The following is a 20,658-nucleotide window of genomic DNA, read 5'->3' on the forward strand; positions in this document are numbered from 1 at the left end:
AAGGGACCTCGTTGTCATGAGCAGCATCTACTTCGAACCAAACAGCAACCTTTCAGTTACCGGACAGGGTCGTCGGGTCGCCGCGACCACGGCCCCCGAATCTCCCCTCGCGCCGCTGGCGACGCCGGGGTTGATCCTCGGGATGATCCTGCTCGGCCTCGGCGTGGTCTGCCTGCTGCGCCTCGGCGACTGGGCGGGCAATTACGGGCCGATTCTGGTCGTACTGGCGTATCTGCTCTATATGGCCGCAGCGGTGCGTCTGGCGCTCTGGGGTGCGGTGACCGTCTGGTCGCTACATCGCCGATAGTCCGCTGTTCGGGGTCACGGTTTGACGGATGAATGGTGTCGGAAAACTACACGAAACTTCCCGTCGAATCGGTACACGGTGAATATTTCGGCACCCGAAAATACGATAAGAGCGTGTTGATCGGGGAATGTTGTTCCACGCAGGGGGTGGGGCAGCATTCAGCCGCACGGATTTCGAGCTATCGCAGAACTATTGAGCTCGATTAAGGTGCAGGAATCGACTTACTCCATCGGCGGAGGTGTGGACATGCCCGATTCCTCTCGTGGATCCACCGATAAGGAACCAGAGCGGCACGGTGCCGTGATGAATCCGTCCGTGCCGCCTGCGAAGGGGCCCGGCGGACTGATCGGACCGAATACCGACACCCCCGTCCGGGTACCCAATCCGGTCCAGGACGACACCGAGAAGGTGGTGGTGTCCCCGGTCACCGAACCACCGGTCCCGCAGCCGGACGAATCACCCGAGCACGCCGCGATGCGGGCCAAGATCAAGAAGTTCGTCCTCACCGTCGTCGTCATCGCCGCACTCGGCGGTGCGCTGTTCGGCTACGACACCGGCGTCATCTCCGGCGTGCTGGTCTACCTCACGCCCGACTTCGGACTGAGCCAGACTCAGGTCGGCATCATCACGAGTTCGCTGCTCATCGGTGCCGCGATCGGCTCGATCACCGGCGGCTGGATGGCCGACCGGTGGGGCAGGCGGATGACGCTGCTGTTCGCCGGCTGCCTGTTCTTCATCGGTGCGATCGCCCAGGCACTCGCGCCCGATGCCACGGTCATGATCATCACCCGGCTGTTCCTCGGCGTCGCCGTCGGCACCGCCTCGCTGGTGGTCCCGATGTACGTCTCCGAGATCTCCCCGCCGACCTATCGCGGTCGCCTGGTCTCGATGAACTCGCTGATGATCGCCAGCGGGCAGTTGCTCGCCTACATCGTCAACGCGCTGCTCGCGCCCACCGGGAACTGGCGGCTCATGCTCGCGATGGCGGCCATTCCCGCCGCGGCACTCGTGATCGGCATGTATTTCATGCCGGATTCACCGCGGTGGTATCTGAAACAGGGCCGCACGGCCGACGCGAAGAAGGTGCTCGAACAGTCCTATTTCCCGGAGAATGTCGAGCCGACGATTACCGAAATCAAACAGTCCGAAGCCGCCGACGCGGCGGTCAAGGCCAGTTTGGGCGACCAGTTGCGCAAACCGAAGGTGCGCGCGCTGTTCTGGACCGGTGTCGGATTGGCCTTGATTCAGCAATTCGTCGGTGTCAATACCGTCATCTACTACGCGCCGTCCACGCTCACCCAAGCCGGGATGGGTGACAATGCGGCTATCACCTCGTCGATCGGTATCGGCATCGGCGCGGTGCTCGGTGTGATCCTCGGTATGAGTCTGGTCGACAAGATCGGCAGGCGCCCACCGATGTTCATCGGCCTGGCGATCATGATCGTCGCATTGGTCGGCATGGGTCTGATCGAACAGCTCACCCAGAGCACGGCCACCGGCTACATATTGCTGGCCTTGATGATCGTGTACGTGTGCGCCTTCCAGCTCGGCGTCGGTGTGCCCACCTGGTTGCTGATCTCGGAGATCTTCCCCGCCCCGATCCGCGCCACCGCGATGAGTATCTGCACCTTCCTCATCTGGATGGGAAATTTCACGGTCTCGCTGGTGTTCCCGCCGCTGGGCGAACTCTGGGGCGCGTCGACGATGTTCTTCATCTTCGCCGCGGTCTCGGCGATCTCGCTGTGGTTCTGCTACCGCCGGGTGCCCGAGACCATGGGCGAGTCGCTCGATGACATCACCAACGAAGCGGAGAGCTGAAAGGGCCTGCGGGTAGGCTGACCAGGTGAAGCAACTGTGAAAGACCTGACCGTCGGCGTCGTCGCGACCTCTCGCAAGGAAAACGAACACCGGCTGGCGATCCACCCGGCTCACCTCGACCGCATCGATCCCGGACTGCGCGGTCGGATCTATCTCGAACATGGTTACGGCAATCGATTCGGTTACCCCGACGAGGTCCTCGCCCCGCTGGTAGCGGGCCATCGCACGCGCGAAGAGCTCTTCGCAGAGTGCGATGTGCTGTTGCTGGCCAAGCCGCTGGCCGAAGACCTCGCACAGATGCGCCACGGCACGATCGTGTGGGGCTGGCCGCACTGCGTGCAGGACCCGCGGATGACCCAGCTCGCTGTCGATCGCGACCTCACGCTGATCGCGTGGGAGGCGATGAACCACTGGACGAAGTCGGGTGCGTTCAATGTTCACGTGTTCCACAAGAACAACGAACTGGCCGGGTACTGCTCGGTCATGCACGCACTCCAATTGCGTGGCGTGACAGGGGATTACGGTCGCCGGATGCGCGCGGCGGTGATCAGCTTCGGTGCCACCGCGCGCGGTGCGGTGCGGGCGCTGTCGGCCCTGGGGATCAGCGATGTGACGGTGCTGACCCAGCGCAGCGTGTCAGCGGTGGCCTCGCCGTTCGCGTCGGTGCGGATGCAGCATTTCCAGCGTGACCCGGCCCTGCCCGGCCGGACATTGGCACTGAAGGCACCAGAGCCTGGACCGCTGGCGGAGATGCTGGCCAACTACGACGTGGTCGTGAACTGCATGTTCCAGGACACCGAGGACCCGCTGACGTTCGTCATGAACGACGACCTCGAACTGTTCACGCGCGGAACGCTTTTCGTCGACGTGTCCTGCGACGAGGGGATGGGCTTCGAATTCTCGCGCCCGACCTCGTTCGCGGACCCGATGTTCACCGTCGGTGACGATCTGCACTACTACGGCGTCGACCACAGCCCCTCCTTCCTCTGGGACTCGGCCACCTGGGAGAACTCCGAAGCACTGCTCGAGTACCTGCCGGTGGTACTCGGCGGCCCCGCAGCGTGGGACAGCAGCGAAACGATTCGCCGGTCCATCGAAATTCGCGACGGGCGGGTGCAGAATCCACGGATCCTGTCGTTCCAGGGCCGCTCGGATGTGTATCCGTACGCGGTGAACTGATGCTCGACGATCGGCGGCGCGTGGGATATTTCCCGCGCGCCGCAGGTCTGTCCGCTTGTGAGCTCCAGCGTGCGGACTTTGCGCAGCTTCCGGGGTCAGTTCCCGGTGTGCCCCACCAGGCCTGTTGACTGCAAGGGAATCCGCGCATGCCAGTGTGGTGGCAGTCCTTTTCCGAGCGTTCGTTCGGCAACACTGCTACGAGGGCGCGGCGACCTGGGGTCGACCCGAGCCCGCCATCGACGACCTGCGCGCGTCGTTCCGCGACTACCGCGGGTAGTCCGACGACAGCGCCGATTCGATGGCGTCGAGGTGTGCGCGAACCGGGCCAACGCTGAGAAATCCACTCTGCGCACTGGTTTCGGCCGCTGCGGGGGACAGCTGGGTTCGGGCTCGCTGCATGATCTCGACGTCGTCGACGGCGATGGCCGCCTGCGCCACGATGGCCCACAGCGCTTCGAACAGCAGGTCGCGCGGTGGGGAGGCGATGTTGTGCAAGGCCTTTCGCGCATCGTCGAATTCACCTCGGGCGACCAGCAGGGTGGGCGTGACCCAGGATGTGTAAGGGCCCCAGTCGGTGTCGGGGGCGATCGCGGCGATTCGTCCGGTGTCGTGATGTCGTAGATACAGACTCAGCTGGGCGAGCGGCAACAGACCACGTTCGAGTCCGGGCATGCCGGCGCCGGTGAGGGCCGCCGCTGCTGCTTCGTACGCCGCTTCGGCAGCGGCGAGATCTGTTGTCGCACTGGTACGTAGGGCGCGGAACCAGCTTGTGAATACCTCGACGAGCGGTAGTTCGTAGCGCTGTGCGAGCGCGTCGGCGGCCTCGGCATGCTGGTCGGCCCCGGTGTAATCGGCTAGGGCGCAGCGGGTTTGGATGAGGACGAGGTGGCCGAGTATCTCGTAGGTGGCGAGTTTGCGCTGTGCCGCGACCGCGACGATCTCGGCGCCGACGGCTTCGCGGCGCTGTGCCAGTCCGGCGCGCTGGAAGCTCTGCATGAACACGCCGTTGAGTGCGAAGGCCAGCAGCGCTGGGTCGTGTAGTCGGCGGGCGATTTCCTCGGCCTGGCGGGCGGCACGCAGGGGTCGAAGTCCGGCTTCGGTCGGGTTGTCCACCGGCAGACCGCCGCGAGATTCGACGGCGATGGTGGCGAGCAGCCGAGCCCGGTCGGCATCGTCGTGGGCGGGTAGTCGGTGCAGTGTCTTCTCGGCGATGTTCACGAGCCGTTCGGCCTGCGCCGGGTCATCCGAGCGGGTCCAGATCGCGGGCACGTCGTAGATGCCGATCACCCGTGCGGTCAGTTCGGGGTCACCGAGTTGGTCGGCGGCCACGACAGCCGAAAGCCGGTGTGTTCGAGCAGCTTCCAGTCCGCCACCGCCGGTCACCGCCAGATCGCGCATCAGGCCCGCAGTCGATTCCAGACGCGTCCGGGTGCCCGGTGGGACGGCGCTGTCGTACGCGGCGCGTGCCTGTTCCCAGACCTGAGCGGTGGGATCGGCAGCGACCGGGTCGAGATGTTCGGCCTGACGCAGCAGGTCGTTTTCGAGGCGGCGCAAGGCCGGTCCCGGGTCGATTCCGAGATTCTCGGCCAGCATTCGGCGGGCCCTGGCGAGGACAGCGAGCGCATCGGCTTGTCGGCCCGAGCGGTACAGGGCAGTGGCCAGCAGTGCCCACGCGTCTTCGCGCCAAGGATGTTCGGCGACGTGCGCGTCGAGGTCGGGAACCGCCGCCGCGGCGGCACCCAGCGTCAGTTGCGCTTCGGCGCGGCGCTCGACCGCCAACAGTCGCTGCTCGGTGAGCCGTGACCGTTCGGCCTGAGCCCATCCCGCGTCGGCGAAGTCGGCGTAGGCCGGTCCCTGCCACCAGCCGAGTGCATCGGTGAGCAGTGAGAAGGCCTGCCCCGCAGGAAGAGTCGAAGCAGACCGCACCGCGTCGTCGAATCGCCATGCATCGACAGCGTCGGGTTCGGCACGCAGCGCGTAGCCGAGTCCTTCCGTGACCAGCAGGCGGGCCGGGCTGCGGGGCCGGCGGTCGGGCTCGAGCGCGCGCCGCAGTCCCGCGACGAAGGTGCGCACCGCGCCCACCGCGTCCGCAGGCGACACGTCCCACAGATCCTCGACCAGCAGGCCCACCGGCACCACCCGCCGACGAGCGAGGATCAGCCGGGCGAGCACCTCGCGGTAGCGCGGACCACGCAGCGCCACCGGTTCGCCGAGGTCGTCGTGCACGAGCACCGGACCCAGCACCTGAAACCGCATCAGGCCAATGTAGTGCGCGTTCATCGGTTGCTCATCGCCACACCGCACGCTCGAACTCGATCCGCCCAGACCTCGCGGACTCGCCTTCGAACGAAAGGGCTCACCCGATGACCCGCACCATTCCAGGCTTCGACTACCACCGCGTCCCTGTCGCCGACGATGTCGCGCTCAACGTCGCCGTCGCCGGTTCAGGATCCCCGATCGTGCTGCTGCACGGCTTCCCGCAGACCCACCTGATGTGGCGTCACGTCGCCGCCGACCTGGCCGCCGACCACACCGTGATCGTCCCTGACCTGCGCGGCTACGGCGACAGCGACAAACCCACTGCCGAGCCGGATACCTACTCCAAGCGGCGGATGGCAGCTGACATCGTCACCGTCGCAGCATCTTTCGGTCATGAACGCTTCGCGCTCGCCGGGCACGACCGCGGCGCGCTCGTCGCCTTCCGTGCCGGACTCGATCACCCCGACGCGGTCACCCACCTCGCCTGCCTGGACGTACTGCCCATCCTCGACATGTGGGAGGTGCTGCACGGCACCACCGCCGCCGTCGGATTCCACCTCTACCTGATGGCGCAGCCGCCGGGACTGCCCGAACAGATGATCGCCGCGAGCGCCGACGCGTTCTTCGCCTATTTTCTCGACCAGTGGGCGAAAGATCCCGCCGCGATCCCCGCGCCCGTGCGCGCCGCCTATCTGGACGCCTGCCGCGCGGCGGTCCCCTCGATCGTGGCCGACTATCGCGCCTCGGCGACCATCGATGTCGATCACGACCGCGCCGACCGTGCCGCAGGCAACCGGCTGTCCATGCCGGTGACGGTGTTGCAGCAGGACTGGGGCGCAGCCCTCGGATTCGAGGCGGCGGCTCTGTGGTCGAGTTGGGCACCGAACCTCGACCACCGCACTGTCGACGCGGGTCACTTCATGGCCGAGGAGGAGCCCGGAGTCGTCGCCGCCGCCCTGCGCGAGCTGGGCAGGCGCTGAGGTCACGGAGCGCGTTGTTCGGCGCGGTAGGCGAGGGCGTCGACGATGCGCTGCCAGGCCGGGGACGACTCGGCGATCCGGGCAGCCACCAGTTTCGTCGACTGGCCGGGGTTTCGCCGATGGTCGATTTCCCAGGCGTCCAGGTCGTCGATCAGTCGGGCGAGCCGTGGATCGTCGGGTTCCCAGTCGAACGATCGGTCCACCGCCAGGTAGAGGCGGGTGGTTTCGGGGTCGTCGAATTCGGCGTTCTTGTCGCGGATCCGCTGCGGTAGGGCGTCGGCGTCCAACGCCTGCAACAGAATCCAGGAGTCACGTTCGAGTCGCACCCGCCGTTCGCTGACGCCGAGGCCGCGCATGCGGTCCAGGATGGCCACCACTTCGGTAGGGAGGAAAAGGCTTTCGCCGCCGGCCAACTGGGCGATCCGATGGCGGTACTCGGCGAGTTGATCGATCTTGCGCTGCAACTGCGCATCGATATCGCTGATGGCCGCGGCGAATTCGGGTGGCTGCGCGCGAAGCAGCGCGTCGATTCGCGACAGCGGGACTCCGGCATCGGCGAGGGTTCTGATGCGGATGAGATCCACCGCGGTCTGAGCGGGGTAGCGGCGGTAGCCGGAGGCGTCGCGTTCGGGCTCGGGCAGCAGGCCGACTTGGTGGTAGTGGCGGACGGTGCGCACGGTCACGTCGGCGGCTGCCGCGAGTTGGCCGATGGTGAGCACCGCGCCGATTCTAGTGACGGCGAACCAGGTCGACGACATCGTGGATCGCTTGGACAACGGCATCGGGACGGTCGAAGCAGAGGCGGTGATGTGCGGTATCGGTGAGGATGCGCTGTTCGGCTCGCGAATTCCCGCGCACGATGGCCTCGTCCATGCGCCGTCTGCCGTCGCGGATCTCGGCCGCTGCCTCGACCGGTTGGCTGGGGTCGGCGCCGAGAACGCTGAGCGCCACCAACGGAATATCGGGCAGGTCCGGCCCGGTGTGCAGTTCGGCGGCCACCGCGGGCAACCCGTTGCGTTCGGCGAAGCCCGAACGGATCCATTCCGCACTCGCCTTGGCCTCGGTCAGCGCGTGCCGTACGCGATCGGGGTAGTCCGCGAGCAACTCGAGGTGCATGTTCCGCAGGTCCGTGCGCATCTGATCGATCTGCGCGCGATCAGGAGCGGGTGCGGCCGCTGCGGCCAGTCGCATCGCCGGTGGCATGAATTCGTCCCAGTCGCGGTGCAGGCCGTCCAGCCAGACGAGTCCGGCCACGTCCTGCGGGAACATCTGAGTGTACCGGTGGGCGTAGAGAGCGCCGAGTGAGTGTGCCGCGAGAATATAAGGGCCGGTGATGTTTTCAGCACGCAGTAGGTCGTGTAGTTCGGTGGCGACCGCGGTGGCGGTGCGTGGTAAGGGGTGCGGATCGCTGTAGCCGGTGCCTGCGCGGTCGTAGACCACGGCGGTGGTGAATTCCGAAACACGGTGCTGCACACCGAAATAGTCGAGGCCTACCGCGCTCGCACCGGGCAGGAACACTACGGCGGGTCCGCCGCTGCCCGACCGGTGTACGAAGAGGCGCTTCCCGTTGATTTCGGTGAACCCGCCGACCGGTGGTGCGTGCCGCGTCGAGGAAGTGTTGGATTTCGTCATGCGACCAGGTTGCAACCCTGACGCAGCGTCAGGGTCAAGTCTTCCGGCCGATGAGTTTCGGTGGCGGCGGTCGTCTCTTCATCAGATGCAACGCAGGAGGAGTCGCCATGTCGCTTCATGGTCAACGGTCGGTCGAGCAGGTGGTCACCGTCGGTGACGTCGAGCTGGGGCTGACCACGTTCGGTGATCCGAGGCAGCCGCCGGTGCTGTTGCCGAGCATGTCGAGCCTGTTCTGGGAGGACGAGTTCTGTGACCGGCTCGCAGGCGCAGGCCGGTTCGTCCTGCGCTACGACCTGCGCGACACCGGTCGGTCGACCGCCTACCCGACCGGCGCTCCCGGTTACGGCTTGCGTGACCTGGTCTCGGACCTCGTCGGGCTGATGGATGTCTTCGAACTTCCGCGAGCCCACCTGGTCGGCTTCTCCGTGGCTGGCTGGATCTGCCAGCTCGCCGCCCTCGACCACCCCGACCGGGTGTCTGCGCTTACCCTGATCAACACCCGCCCGACGGCCCCCGGTCCGGCGGACCCGGACCTTCCCGAACACTCGGACCGGGTCATGACGTCGACCGCACCGACAACATGGCTTCCAGCGTGCGTAACCTGGCATTCGTCGACTCGGGCGAGCGCTGGCGCGAGCGCTTCGGCGAACTCACCGTGCCGACCCTCGTCGTCCACGGCACCGATGACCCGTACTTTCCCTACGGCAATGGGGAGGCCTTGGCTCGCGAGATTCCCGGCGCCGACCTGCTTGCGTTGAACGGCATCGGCCACGAACTTCCGGACGCCACATGGGATCGAGTGCTCGCCGCCATGGTGGCCTTACCGTGATCAGAGGGCGAGTGGGGGCGGTGCGGTGCCCGGTGTGACCGGCGGGCGGTAGGTGCGCCAGGCCTCGGCGAGACGGTCGACCGCGGCGGTGAGTATCTCCGGCGGATGCAGGAAATGGAGCCGCAGGTAACGTTCGCTGCCGCCGGTCGGGTCGAGGCCGCTGCCCGCGAGGGTCGAAACCCGTTGGCGCAGTGCGGCTTGCGCGAAGGAGGCGCCGTCACCGCGTGGCAGCCTGATCCAGAGGGTCTGGCCGCCCTCGACCGGCGGTACGACCCAGTCGGGCAGTCGGCGGGCGAGTTCGGCGCGCAGGTGGTCGTGGCGGCGTTCGCGTGCGGCGGCTTGGCTGTGGAGCAGGATGTCGAGGCGGGGGAGTAGCTCGGCCGCGGCCAGTTGGGCGGGCAGGTTGCCGCCGAGATCGTGCACCGCGCGGAGCCTGGCCAGTGTGCCGATGACGGGCGACGCGGCGCGGATCCAGCCGACGCGCAGTCCGCCCCAAACGCTCTTGCTCAGCGAACCGACGGTGATCACGGTGTCGGCGAACGTAGCGAGGGGTGGCGGGGTTTCGCGACCGGGGAAGCCCAGCTCGGCGAGCACTTCGTCGTCGATGAGCGGAATCCCCGCTGCGGCTGAGGTTTCCGCTAGTCGGCGCCGGGTGAGCGTGGACAGGACCGAGCCGGTCGGGTTCTGGTAGGTGGGGATCACGTAGGCGAGAGCCGGTCGCTGATCGCGGATCGCGTTCGCGAAACCGTCCAGTCCGGGCGGCAATCCGGACACGACGGCCGCTTCCGCACGGAAGGCCTCCAACGCCCCCGGGTAGGTCGGAGTCTCCAGCAGCACTCGATCGCCGGGCCGGAGATACGCTGTGGAGAGCAGCGAAAGTGCTTGTTGCCCACCGGTAGTGACGAGTATCTGGTCGGCCGCGGTCGGCAGGCCGCGCCCCCGGTAATACTCGGCGACAGCCTCCCGAAGCGCCGGATGACCCGCCGGGTAATAGCCGATGTCGTTGGTTGTCGCGGCCAAGGCAGGCAGCATCGCGGCGTAGGACTCGGCCAATTCCACGGGAGGCCGGTCCGGTGCCGCACACGCCAGCGAGATCACATCTGACCGTGGCTCGAGCAGGTCGAGGAACATCGGCTCACTGGTGGTGTCCGGGGGATCGTCACGCGGCGTCCCCGCAACGCGAGTGCCACTGCCCTGCCGTCGCACGATCCGCCCTTCGTCCTGCAGCAGTCCATAGGCCGCGACCACGGTGCTGCGTCCGACCGACAGCGAGACAGCGAGCGTCCGATCCGGCGGCAGCAGTGCGCCAGGCGCCAGCTCACCGTCATCGATCAGCCCACGCAACCGTGCCGCGAGCAGGGCATACAACGGCCCACGCCCCGCCGACCAGCGTCCGAGCCGATCCGTCACATCAATTGGTTCCATAGCCAAACCAATTATGCTCGATTGGCGCTGGATCGGCGCCCCGAGCGGCCCGACGATGGTCACCATGAGCGCCACCGGTTCCGTTTCGATTTCCGCAGCCATCGCTGCCCTGCCCGGGCCCTTCCAGCAGCACGAGCTCGCACTGGTCAACGACACCGTCGTCCGTGTCGCCCAGCTGAGGGGCGAATTCCCGTGGCACCACCACGAGGAAGACGAACTCTTCCTCTGCTGGGACGGCACCTTCCGCATCGAACTGGAAGATCGTGCTCCCGTGATCCTGCATCCGGGCGAATTGTTCGTGGTGCCCAAGGGGGTTCGGCACCGTCCGGTCGCGGACGAGGTCGCACACGTCCTCTTGATCGAGCGCCCGGAGACCGCGCAGTACGGCAACTGACATTCTGCTGCGAACGCGGGAGCGGCCGTTACTGTTCGGTGCCGGGTTCGATGGGCACAGCGTGCAGCAGTTCGGCCACTTCCGCTGGCGTCGCGGCCGGAAACAGTTGTCGCACACCGATCATCGCCAGGAGTCGATCCTGATCGGCACCGGCTCCCATTCGCGACACCACATCATGTGCGGCGCGGTTGGCCTCGGCGATCTCGTCGGCTTTGCTCAGTCGCGTGAGGTTCTCACTCACCATCTTGTCGAGATCGGTGGACCGCTTGTAGAACAAGGCGGTGATCCCCACCGGCACCGCACCCATGATCGACGTCGCGGCCGCCGCGTCCCGATTCCCGAACGCCACCATCGACGCCGCCGCCAGCACCACGACAACCCCGCAACAGCCACTGATCATGTACGCCCAGAAGAACGCCGTGCTCTGCGCTTGCGCACTGCGCACCTGCCGGAGGTATTCGTCGGTTCGATTGCGGATCGCCGGTGCGTTGTGGATCGTCGAGCCCACCCGGCGCCCGGTCAGCTCTGTCGAATCGCGGGTGGATTTCGCACCCGTGGACCGGGTGTCCAGAAATTTGTCCAAGGCGTCGGCCTCGGCAGGTGTCATCGTTGTCGGCCCAGCACCTGGCCGAGCGTTCTTGGGCGGCGATCCATTCGTGGAGGTAGGCCGCCGGGTCCTGATCCGGTCCTGGTCGTCGGCGATGGTCACTTCGATCGCCTGCTTGTTGATCCGGCGACTGAACGCCGTCGACCACCAGGCCGACACCGCCGCGACAACCGTCGGAATCAGTCCGCCCACACCGACCAGAGCCAGTATTTCGTCCATCGCATTCCCCCGAAAACAAGCGCTCACCCCGGAAAAGATCCAGGCGCACTCTACCGCGACCCGATCGGATACGGCGTGTTCGAAACCTTGCAAACAAGAATTCTTGTTAGAAACAAGGAGTCGTGCTGTAATCAGCGTCACCGAATGAAGGAGAAGCCATGCAGCGCAGCACGGCCGCTACCGTCCGCCCGAGGCGCCGCCCGCTCGCCGGGAGGGTGGCAGCGCCCCTGGCGGCGATCTGCCTCGCGATAACCAGCGCGGGTTACGCCGGCGCCGACCCGTATCCGAGTTTCCCGCCGGATCAGAACCAGCTCCCGCAGTTGCCCGCCGAACCCCAGCTCTACGACATGCTCCCGATCCCGGTGCCCGCCGAAGACCCATGGTACGACGACCCGGCCGATCTGAATTCGTATGCACCGGGCCAGATCATCCGCTCCCGCACGGTGCAGACACGCCTGCTCGGCCTGCCCTTCCCGGTGCACACCGAACAGCTGCTCTACCGCAGCAACGACGTGCACGACAACCCGATCGCGACGGCGACCTCGGTGATCGTCCCCGGCATTCCATGGTCTGGCAGTCCGCGTCCGGTGGTGTCGTTCCAGGAAGCCATCGACGCAACCGATTCCTCGTGTAATCCGTCCTACACCCTGCAGACGGGCACGATGAAAGAGGCCGCACTGGCGGTGTATTGGCTCGCGCAGGGATTCGCGATCAACGTCGCCGACTTCGACGGCAAGTTCAATACCTTCAACACCTATGACGAAGGCAAGATGGTGCTCGACAGTTTGCGCGCCATGAAGAACTCCGCGCTGGGCCTGACCGACTCCGGGATCGCGCTCTACGGGTACTCCGGCGGCGGCTCGGGCTCGATCCGCGCGGCCGAACTCCGCGCGAGTTACGCCCCTGATGTGCGACTGCTCGGCACCGCCGTTGGCGGATTTCCCGCCGACCTGCGCGCCCAGGCTCGATACGCGATCGCGCATCAGCCAGGCCTCACCGGCGCCAGCAACTTCACCATGTGGCTCGGCTTCGCTGCGTTGTCGCGAGAATTCCCCGACCAGTTCGATGCGAAGGAATTGCTGACGCCGGAAGGTCAGGCGATCGTGGCGGATATGCGAAGTCGCTGCGTTTACACGATCGCGGCTGCGGGGGCATATCGGCCGATCAGTGCGTATTTCCAGCCGGGGAAGTCACTGGAAACGGCGCCGGGCGTAATGGAGGTGCTCGCGGAACAGAGCCTGGGACACCATATTCCGGACAGCCCGATCTTCTGGTGGCACGGAATCTGGGACGAACTCATCCCCACGTCGGCGGTACTGCCGACCGTGAACGACTACTGGAACCGCGGCGCGGATCTGCGGTTCTACACGATGCCGCTGCCCGAACACCTGGTCAACGCCGTCGCAGGCTGGCCGCCCGCGGTGGCCTGGACCAGTGCGGTGCTGCGCGGACTGCCGCCGGGCGAGCGCTTCAAAGCCGATATCCCGCTGCCCAACTGAGACGAAAACGGCACGGTGCGCAGGGAATGCGCGCCGTGCCGTTCACGAACCGAAGCTTTACGCCGAAGCCTGCTCGTAAGCCGAGATGACGTCCGCCGAAATCCTGCCGCGGCTGGACACCGTGTGCCCGTTCTGCGAAGCCCACGCCCGGATCTCGGTGAGATCGTTGCGGCGAGTGGATTCGGCTGCCGGTGCCGAGCCGAGGCGACGAGCGGCGCCCGCCTTCGCCCGGCCGGTGCGACGCGCGTACGGAACCCACTGTTCGAATACCTCACGCAGCTGTGCCGCGTTGGCATCGGACAGGTCGATTTCGTAGGCGGCGCCGTCGATTCCGAAGGTGACAGTCGCATCGGCAGCGGACGTGCCATCGAAATCATCGACCAGTGTGACAACGACTTTGCGCGCCATGGGAGTCCTGTTCGTTCGGGTGCCGAGAATTACCGTCGCCGATCCTAGTTGATCGACGCGCGGGTTATTCGCTCGGCATCCGTGGCGATCAGCTCGCGCGGCGGTGGGGCTCACCGCGGTAGCGGGTTTGGCCGCCGTCGACTTTCAGTACTTTCCACAGCTGCCGGGTGACCGGGTTCATCAAGCCGAGTTCGTCGACGAGGGTGCGGATGTCGCCGAAGAATCCGCTGAGGATGTGCCGCGAGGCGGGGCTGCGCCAGAATGCGTCGCGGAAAACCTCGTCGGGGATGTCGAACTTGGTGGCGAAGGATTTCGGCGGCTTGACCAGTTCGTCGGCCAGCCAGCGCATCGCGATCGGGAACGCCACCGCGCACACCGCGGTGCGCACCGGACCCATGCGGGCGATGTGGGTGCGCACGAACTCGTGGGCGAACGAGATGTGGCGTGCCTCTTCGGCGATGTGGATCTGCATGATCCGATGCAGGGCGGGCTGGGTCTCCTGGTCGGAGCGGATCAGTGCCTTCTGATAGTGGTCGATCGGTTCCTCGCCGCCGAGGATGCCGATGAACAGAATGACCCAGAAGTAACCGCCCGCGACGCCGATGAACGGCGACATCACCCGGAACATCGGCCGCATGCCGGGCACGTCGTCACCGATGCGGTTGACCAGCTCCTGGAACATCTGGATGTGGTTGCACTCCTCGGTCATCTCGTGGAGGCAGTATCGGAATTCGGGCGAACCGTTGGGCAGCGCCATCGCGTACTGCATCATCCCGCGGATGAGGATGGATTCGAACGCGAGCCCGACCTTGGCGGCGTTGGCCTGACGCCATCGGCCGATCTCGATGCGGCGTTCCAGCGGCAGGTTCTGATACCAGCTGGTCGCGCCGAGCGGGTCCAGTTCGGGTGAGAGCGTCCAGCGTGGGTCGTCGCGATCGATCGCGAGTTCCGGTGCGTCCCAGTCGATATCGAGGTAGGGGTCGAACCGGCGATGGACCGAACCCTCCGACAGCATGTGCAAGGTCTGGGCGTACTCGGACTCGGCAGCCGCGGTTTTCGAGAACGTCATTGTATCTCTTCCGTTGTCACCTGGATCGCCATCGAGCAGTCGATCCTCAAGGTAACTGTAACGCACTGTTCCAGGTATTTCCAGGGGAAGTCGTCGGGTGCGCGGTCGGAAATATTGCTCGGTCGAAAGTCGCGCAGTGGCGGTACTTTTGGTGGGAGGCACATCGGCGGGACCAGGTGAAAGGATGCGGCCTCTTGAGGAAAGCAAACGATCGGGCGGCGAGCTAGTGTTCGCGCGCTGGGGCGAGGCAGTACATCAATTCCGGTTCGCGGTGCTCGGCGTGGTCGTAGCCGCCCTGCTCGCGCTCGGCGGATATGGGCTCGGGCTGCAGGATGAACTGAGTTCGGGCGGCATGGACGATCCGGGGTCGGAATCCACCCTGGCTTCGAGGCTGGCGGACAGCGCATTCGGCCGCAACCACGATCTCGACGTGATCGTGCTGTACACCGCACCGCCCGGCAAGACCGTCGACGATCCCGAGTTCGGGCGCAAGATCGTCGAGAACCTCAACAGTCTGACGCGCGAGTATCCCGACGCGGTCGCCGGCGTCAACGGCGCCTATTGGCGGACCGAGTCCGGCCGGGCGAGCGGGTCACTGTTCGCGACGCCGGACCGCACGCGCGCGGTCGCTTCCGTTGCGATCGTCGGCGACAACGACACCGAGATGCTGCGCAATACCCGAAAGGTGAAGGACGCCTTCGCGATCCCCGGCATCGACGTGGCTGTCGGCGGCCTGCAACCGGTGACGGGAACGCTCAACGACACCCTCTCCGACGATATCCGCCGCATGGAAGTCCTCGCGTTCCCGGTGGTCGCCGTGCTGCTGTTCTTCATCTTCGGCGGCGTGGTCGCTGCCGCGCTGCCGTTGATCGTCGGCGGGCTGACTATGGTGGGCGCGAGTGGGATCGTGCGCTCCTTCACCTACTTCACCGAGGTGAACTCCTTTGTCGCGCCGGTTGTTTCGATGATCGGTGCCGGATTGGCCATCGACTACGGGCTGTTCGTCGTCAGTCGCTTCCGGGAAGAACTCGCCGAAGGTCACGACAGCGCCGCGGCGGTGCGGCGCACGATGACGACGGCAGGGCGCACGGTGGTGTTCTCCGCGACGATGATCATCGCCAGCGCAGGCGGCATGCTGCTGTTCCCGCAGGGATTCCTGAAGTCGATCGCGTACGGCGCCATCGCCACCGTGTCGTTGGCCGCGCTCACCGCGATCACCTTGCTGCCCGCGATGCTCGCGATTCTCGGTGCGCGCGTGGACATGTGGGGATTCGAGCGGCTCAGGCGAACCAAGTCCGCGCACGAAGTGGAGAACGGTTTCTGGGGCCGCAGTACCGGGTGGGTGATGAAACATCCGGTGAAGGTCGCGGGCATCCTGGTCGTCATTCTGGTGCTGTTGATCCTGCCCGCCCGCAATCTCGCCTTCGGCGGTCTGAGCGAACGATATCTCCCACCGGACAACAGCACTCGCCTCGCCCAGGAACACATCGACGAGGCCTTTCCCGGCCGGAGGTCCGATCCCATCGACCTGATCTTCGTCTCGGGCGACAGTGTCGCGGTCGGCGCGGCCCTGAAACAGGCGAACCTAGCGCCTGGTCTGGCGGAGAAGTTCGACCTACCAACACGTTCGCCGGTTCAGCAGGACGTATACCGCACCACAGCGGTACTCGCCGACTCCGATTCGGCCGACGCCACCATCGATTATCTGCGTGCCATCGAACTCCCCGATGGGGTACAGATGCTCGTCGGGGGTATCCCCGCCATCCAGAAGGACAGTCTCGATGCGCTGCTCGAGCGGATGCCGTGGATGATCGCCCTGGTCCTGCTCGTCACCACCCTGCTGATGTTCCTGACCTTCGGCTCGCTGATCCTGCCGATCAAGGCCGCGCTGATGAGTGCGCTCGGCCTCGGCTCGACGCTGGGCATTCTCACCTGGATATTCATCGACGGTCACGGTGCGAGCCTGCTGAACTTCACCCCGCAACCCATCCAGGCGAACATGCTGGTGATGATCGTCGCGATCATCTACGGCCTGTCCACCGACTACGAGGTCTTCCTGCTCTCGCGGATGGTCGAGGCCCGCGCCAAGGGCGCCTCGACTTCGGAGGCCGTGCGCATCGGCACCGCGCACACGGGCCGCATCATCACCGCCGCCGCGCTGATCCTGCTCGTGGTCACCGGCGCCTTCGCCTTCTCCGACCTGGTCCTCATGCAATACGTGGCCTACGGCATGATCGCCGCCCTCATCATCGACGCGACCGTGCTCCGGATGCTGCTTGTTCCCGCGACCATGAAACTCCTCGGCGACGACTGCTGGTGGGCACCGGCCTGGATGAAATCCATCCACGCCGAATTCGGCCTGGGCGAGCCCGCCCTGCCTGCGGAGCCGGTCGAACTCGTGAAACGGTCGCGCTGATGAACGAGCCACGTCCGGGTCTTCGGCGAGGCGACCGGTCGAGCGGTTGTCCGGGCAGAATTGTCGGACGGTAGGCATACGGTGACGGCAACGTTGCACACCCTGCCTTCGACCCGCCATGAATGGAGCAACGATGAGTCGCCACCTCCAGATCACCTTCGACGCGCACGACCCGGCCGCGCTGTCGACCTTCTGGCGCGACGCGCTGGGGTACGTGCACCCGGGGCCGCCCGGCGTCGAGGTCCCTCCCGGCGTCGATCCGCTGGCCGTGTGGGACCAGTTCCTCGCGCGCCTCGGTGTGCCCGCCGAGGAACGGAACTCGAAGTCGGCCATCGAGGACCCGGAAGGGCACGGACCCAGGGTGTTCTTCCAGCGGGTGCCCGAGGACAAAGTCGCCAAGAACCGCGTGCACCTCGACGTGCGTGCGGCACCGGGACTGCAGGGGGACGATCGGATGTCGGCGCTGGAGGCGGAGTGCGATCGGCTGGTCGCACTCGGAGCCACCCGGGTTCGACGCTTCGAACCCGAACCTCCGATGAGTGCGGGCTGGATCGTGATGACCGACCCCGAGGGCAACGAATTCTGCCTGGACTGATCCCGATCGAGTCGACGACAGCGGCGAACCTGCGAACCGAGGCAGGTGAGCGCAGCACGGGTGGGCGTCAATTCTCCGGTCGGATCGGGTGGAATCCGGTAGTCGGTCGGTGAAGGGGCGATTTTGCCGGGTGATGCCGCGGGGTCGAGTTACCGTGGATCGACCACGATGACGTGGTTGTTCGGCTGCCACTGGAAGGAAGCCCGGGATGGGGTATTTCGACTTCGGTGGGACCTCGATCGCTTACGACGAGGCGGGGGTGGGGGCGCCGGTTGTTTTCCTGCACAACCTCGGCGGGGACCGGCACATCTGGCGGGCGCAGTTCGACGTGTTGAAGCGGACGCATCGGGTTTTCGCGATCGACCTCATCGGGTACGGCGACTCGGACGCTCCCGATGACGGGTACACGGTCGAGAACTATCTGTCCATGGTCACCGCGTTCGTCGAGGAGCGGGAGCTGCGGGACGTGACGTTGGTCGGGCACTGTTTCGGGAGTGCGTTGGCGCTGCTCTACACGCAACGCCATCGTGAACAGGTGCGGTCGCTGGTGCTCAGCAGCCCGCTCACCCCGGCCACGCTGCGACCGACCAGGACCGCGTTGGCCGCGCAACTCGGTCGGCGACTGCGCATCGATTCGCTGCTCGCGCACGTCCGCATTCCCGGCCCGCTGGCGGGGCTGATCGTGGCGGAACAGCTCGGATCCGAGCGCGCGCCGCATGCGGCCGAAGTCGTTTCGCACCTGCGCGAGAGCTGGACCGAACCTCGTCGATTGATGGTCACCGCCGCGATCTCTCGCGAGATTCCGCTGCTCGGCGAGCTGGACACCTTCGTGCCGCCTGCCGATTTTCCGGCCGTCACCACGGTGTGGGGGAGCCGAAATCGAGTGCTGTGCGCGCAAGCCGGAGCTGCGCTGAACCGCACATTGCGGCCGTCGCGGGCGGTGGTCATCGACGGTGCGGGGCACCTGGTGATGGTCGAGGCGCCCGATCAGTTCACCGCCGTGGTGGTCGCCGCGACGATGGGCCCGCGCGTGGTCGATACCTAGTCCAGCGCGACATGCGGCCGCAGCGGGCGCTGTTCGGCGGTGAACCGAACTTGTCGGTGCGCACCTCTAGTCTGCTCACATGGACGGACCGGATTCTGCGCTACGCCGCCTCACCCGCGAGGCAGGAAAGTTGTTGCGGCCATACGGCTTTCAAGGAACAGATGCCGCCTGGACGCAGGTCACCGCAGGTGGGGTGGCCTCGATTCGGCGCACCCGCACCCAGCGGGCCTGGACCGACGGTCAGCAGGTGCTCGGATTCGGCCTGGAACTCAGCGCCACACCGATAGCCTGGTGGGAATTCTGCAACTGGCGCGATGCGGTGCGCGGTCTCGAACCGACCGCGCTCGAACAGGGCACCGGCCCCGGTTTGATCGACGAGCGTGGTCTGAGCGCGGAACTGACCGAATGGTGGTCGCTGCGAGTCGATCCGACGCACCGTGAGCGCCCCGCGCTCCAGACCGACGTCGACACCGTGCGCGCTGATCTGCCCGTGCGCGTCCACGCCTTCGCACGCCGGGCACTGCGACTGCTCGAACCCGACGCCTACCTTGACGAACTACTGGCGGACCCGAACCCACAGCCGGCCACGCTGGAGGCGATCGTCGTGCTGCTGGCCGAACACGGGCCGGGACCGCGACTCGATGACGCGGTGAACCGGTTCCGATTATCGGGCCCGGCGGAGTCCGGCGCCGACGACGTCATCGCCTATCTGCGCGGCCGAGCCGTTCCTGTCTGACTGTCCGCTCGACCAGCCCGACCGACGGCTCGCGATTATCATTGTCGACCGTGGGAGATGCGGTACAGGGCAGTGCTCGGCGAGTTCGTCCTGGCAACAGGAAAGACTTCGGCGTGGCCGCCGAACTGCTGGCGGCGTCGTTGGCCGACGACCCGGCGACACTGTGGTTGCACCCGAACGAATCCACCCGCAGGACCCGGAGCGTCCGCGGGTTTCGGACCTCGCTCGATGATTCCCGCGATTGCAGCGACGGAGTGGATCTCGCGCTCGACAGCACCGGCGCGATCGTCGGCGTCGCGGTGTGGCTCGCGACCTTTCACATCCTGCCGCGAGCAACCATCGGTCGTCAGTTGAAAGAGTTGCACACCTACGGTTCACAGGCCGCCCGCGCCAACGCGGATACGTACGCGACCTACGCGGCAGGCGTGCAGGAGCAGCACTGGCACCTGTTGGCGGTCGGTGTCGCCGCGGCTGCCCGCGGACGTGGGCACGGGCGGGACCTGATCGCGGCGGGAATGTATCGAGCGGCCGCCGACGGTGTCCCCGTGCACCTGGAGACGACCAACCCGAACAACCTCTCCTTCTACGAACACCTCGGATTCGACACAACCGCAGTGATCGACCTCCCCGGCGGCGGCCCCCGCAGATGGCTCATGCGCCAAGTGCCGCAACCGATCTCGGATCACGTCCGGAGTAGACGGCCCCGCAATACCTGAAGCCGCGGCGAAACGCGAGAATTTCGGGGCAGAAATTGTTGTGGATACCTATGACAATTTCGCGGAGACGGAATTGGAAGGTCAAAAACTGTGCTCGGTGATAGCGATCGGCGGGGCGGCCGTGATCTGATCGAGATGTCCCGAAGCTGGGATGCCTCACAGAGCAAGAATAAGGATGACCGTATGAACTCCAGAATTTCCCGCCCGCTCGCCATTGTCGCCATCGCACTGTCCGCCGGCGCCATCGGTGCCGGTCCGGCTGCCGCCGCGGCTCCGGCGCCTGTCATGGGTTCGGTGGAAGTGTGTCTGCCGCTTCCCCTTCCGGTGCTCGAGGTCAGCCTTTGTCTGTAACTGGCTAACACGGCTATTTTGCGGCGGTGGCGACACCGTTCACGGAGTGAAGATGTGCGCGGCTCCAGTTCGGATCCGCCACCGCCGCACCGCCGAAGACCCGCAGGCCGACGGGTTTCTTTGTCGGAAAGCATCAATGATTCAGTGTTCTGTTGATCCTTGTCACAAGCGAAG

Annotated in this window: 20 protein-coding genes and 1 pseudogene; 14 read left to right on the top strand and 7 right to left on the bottom strand. The window is 66.1% G+C overall.

Annotation, left to right across the window (positions count from 1 at the left end; genetic code table 11):
• Positions 1–16 precede the first annotated feature (16 nt).
• The 3 genes from ACFW6D_RS15360 (at position 17) to ACFW6D_RS15370 (ending at position 3,304) form a co-directional block, all read left to right on the top strand.
• Positions 17–307, top strand: a complete 291-nt coding sequence (locus tag ACFW6D_RS15360; protein ID WP_379328550.1) for a hypothetical protein — start codon at positions 17–19, stop codon at positions 305–307.
• A 303-nt stretch (positions 308–610) separates the two neighbouring features.
• Entirely contained in the window at positions 611–2,125 is a 1,515-nt protein-coding gene (locus tag ACFW6D_RS15365) for a sugar porter family MFS transporter (RefSeq protein WP_379328552.1), read from the top strand.
• Between the two features lie 36 nt (positions 2,126–2,161).
• Positions 2,162–3,304, top strand: a complete 1,143-nt coding sequence (locus ACFW6D_RS15370; protein ID WP_379328554.1) for a N(5)-(carboxyethyl)ornithine synthase — start codon at positions 2,162–2,164, stop codon at positions 3,302–3,304.
• Positions 3,305–3,568: 264 nt separating this feature from the next.
• Here ACFW6D_RS15370 and ACFW6D_RS15375 read toward each other — a convergent pair whose 3' ends face one another.
• A complete protein-coding gene (locus ACFW6D_RS15375; RefSeq protein WP_379328556.1) occupies positions 3,569–5,560 on the bottom strand; it encodes a BTAD domain-containing putative transcriptional regulator in 1,992 nt (663 codons plus the stop codon).
• A gap of 107 nt (positions 5,561–5,667) precedes the next feature.
• Between ACFW6D_RS15375 and ACFW6D_RS15380 the strand changes: the two genes are divergently transcribed.
• Positions 5,668–6,543 carry an alpha/beta fold hydrolase gene (locus tag ACFW6D_RS15380; RefSeq protein ID WP_379328558.1) on the top strand — a complete coding sequence of 292 codons (876 nt, stop codon included), beginning with the start codon at positions 5,668–5,670 and terminating at the stop codon, positions 6,541–6,543.
• 2 nt (positions 6,544–6,545) lie between these two features.
• Here the strand turns inward: ACFW6D_RS15380 and ACFW6D_RS15385 are convergent, their stop codons facing one another.
• Together ACFW6D_RS15385 and ACFW6D_RS15390 are read right to left on the bottom strand one after the other, a co-directional pair.
• The gene (locus ACFW6D_RS15385; RefSeq protein ID WP_379328559.1) at positions 6,546–7,301 is read right to left on the bottom strand and encodes a MerR family transcriptional regulator; all 756 of its coding nucleotides are present in this window, start codon (positions 7,299–7,301) and stop codon (positions 6,546–6,548) included.
• Entirely contained in the window at positions 7,273–8,175 is a 903-nt protein-coding gene (locus tag ACFW6D_RS15390; RefSeq protein ID WP_379328561.1) for an alpha/beta fold hydrolase, read from the bottom strand. Before ACFW6D_RS15390 ends, ACFW6D_RS15385 begins: the two co-directional genes overlap by 29 nt.
• A gap of 218 nt (positions 8,176–8,393) precedes the next feature.
• Between ACFW6D_RS15390 and ACFW6D_RS15395 the strand changes: the two are divergent.
• Positions 8,394–8,735 (top strand): annotated as a pseudogene (locus tag ACFW6D_RS15395) (alpha/beta fold hydrolase); the annotation flags it as partial.
• Between the two features lie 32 nt (positions 8,736–8,767).
• Positions 8,768–9,004 (top strand): alpha/beta fold hydrolase, encoded by a 237-nt coding sequence (locus ACFW6D_RS15400; protein ID WP_379328563.1) that lies wholly within the window; start codon positions 8,768–8,770, stop codon positions 9,002–9,004.
• On the opposite strand, the gene ACFW6D_RS15405 is transcribed toward ACFW6D_RS15400, so the two are convergent.
• Entirely contained in the window at positions 9,005–10,429 is a 1,425-nt protein-coding gene (locus tag ACFW6D_RS15405) for a PLP-dependent aminotransferase family protein (RefSeq protein ID WP_379328565.1), read from the bottom strand.
• A gap of 64 nt (positions 10,430–10,493) precedes the next feature.
• Between ACFW6D_RS15405 and ACFW6D_RS15410 the strand changes: the two genes are divergently transcribed.
• Positions 10,494–10,823: a cupin domain-containing protein gene (locus ACFW6D_RS15410; RefSeq protein WP_379328567.1), complete on the top strand. Its 330-nt coding sequence runs from the start codon at positions 10,494–10,496 to the stop codon at positions 10,821–10,823.
• Between the two features lie 28 nt (positions 10,824–10,851).
• Here ACFW6D_RS15410 and ACFW6D_RS15415 read toward each other — a convergent pair whose 3' ends face one another.
• Positions 10,852–11,649 carry a hypothetical protein gene (locus ACFW6D_RS15415; protein WP_379328569.1) on the bottom strand — a complete coding sequence of 266 codons (798 nt, stop codon included), beginning with the start codon at positions 11,647–11,649 and terminating at the stop codon, positions 10,852–10,854.
• 158 nt (positions 11,650–11,807) lie between these two features.
• On the opposite strand from ACFW6D_RS15415, the gene ACFW6D_RS15420 reads away from it, so the two are divergent.
• Positions 11,808–13,148 (top strand): lipase family protein, encoded by a 1,341-nt coding sequence (locus ACFW6D_RS15420; RefSeq protein WP_379328571.1) that lies wholly within the window; start codon positions 11,808–11,810, stop codon positions 13,146–13,148.
• Between the two features lie 57 nt (positions 13,149–13,205).
• Here ACFW6D_RS15420 and ACFW6D_RS15425 read toward each other — a convergent pair whose 3' ends face one another.
• Positions 13,206–13,556 (bottom strand): Lsr2 family protein, encoded by a 351-nt coding sequence (locus ACFW6D_RS15425; RefSeq protein ID WP_379236124.1) that lies wholly within the window; start codon positions 13,554–13,556, stop codon positions 13,206–13,208.
• Positions 13,557–13,644: 88 nt separating this feature from the next.
• Entirely contained in the window at positions 13,645–14,625 is a 981-nt protein-coding gene (locus tag ACFW6D_RS15430) for a diiron oxygenase (protein ID WP_379328573.1), read from the bottom strand.
• Positions 14,626–14,851: 226 nt separating this feature from the next.
• Between ACFW6D_RS15430 and ACFW6D_RS15435 the strand changes: the two genes are divergently transcribed.
• The 6 genes from ACFW6D_RS15435 to ACFW6D_RS15460 all read left to right on the top strand — a co-directional run bounded on the left by ACFW6D_RS15435 (position 14,852) and on the right by ACFW6D_RS15460 (position 20,484).
• Entirely contained in the window at positions 14,852–17,041 is a 2,190-nt protein-coding gene (locus ACFW6D_RS15435; protein WP_379328769.1) for an MMPL family transporter, read from the top strand.
• A gap of 133 nt (positions 17,042–17,174) precedes the next feature.
• Positions 17,175–17,636 carry a VOC family protein gene (locus tag ACFW6D_RS15440; RefSeq protein ID WP_379328575.1) on the top strand — a complete coding sequence of 154 codons (462 nt, stop codon included), beginning with the start codon at positions 17,175–17,177 and terminating at the stop codon, positions 17,634–17,636.
• Between the two features lie 208 nt (positions 17,637–17,844).
• A complete protein-coding gene (locus ACFW6D_RS15445; RefSeq protein ID WP_379328577.1) occupies positions 17,845–18,681 on the top strand; it encodes an alpha/beta fold hydrolase in 837 nt (278 codons plus the stop codon).
• Positions 18,682–18,760: 79 nt separating this feature from the next.
• On the top strand, positions 18,761–19,417 hold the full coding sequence (locus ACFW6D_RS15450; protein ID WP_379328579.1) for a hypothetical protein: 657 nt from the start codon (positions 18,761–18,763) through the stop codon (positions 19,415–19,417).
• A gap of 50 nt (positions 19,418–19,467) precedes the next feature.
• On the top strand, positions 19,468–20,133 hold the full coding sequence (locus tag ACFW6D_RS15455) for a GNAT family N-acetyltransferase (RefSeq protein ID WP_379328581.1): 666 nt from the start codon (positions 19,468–19,470) through the stop codon (positions 20,131–20,133).
• 183 nt (positions 20,134–20,316) lie between these two features.
• Positions 20,317–20,484 carry a hypothetical protein gene (locus tag ACFW6D_RS15460; RefSeq protein WP_379328582.1) on the top strand — a complete coding sequence of 56 codons (168 nt, stop codon included), beginning with the start codon at positions 20,317–20,319 and terminating at the stop codon, positions 20,482–20,484.
• Positions 20,485–20,658: the final 174 nt, after the last annotated feature.

It is taken from the genome of Nocardia sp. NPDC058705, assembly GCF_042749305.1.
GTDB lineage: Bacteria > Actinomycetota > Actinomycetes > Mycobacteriales > Mycobacteriaceae > Nocardia.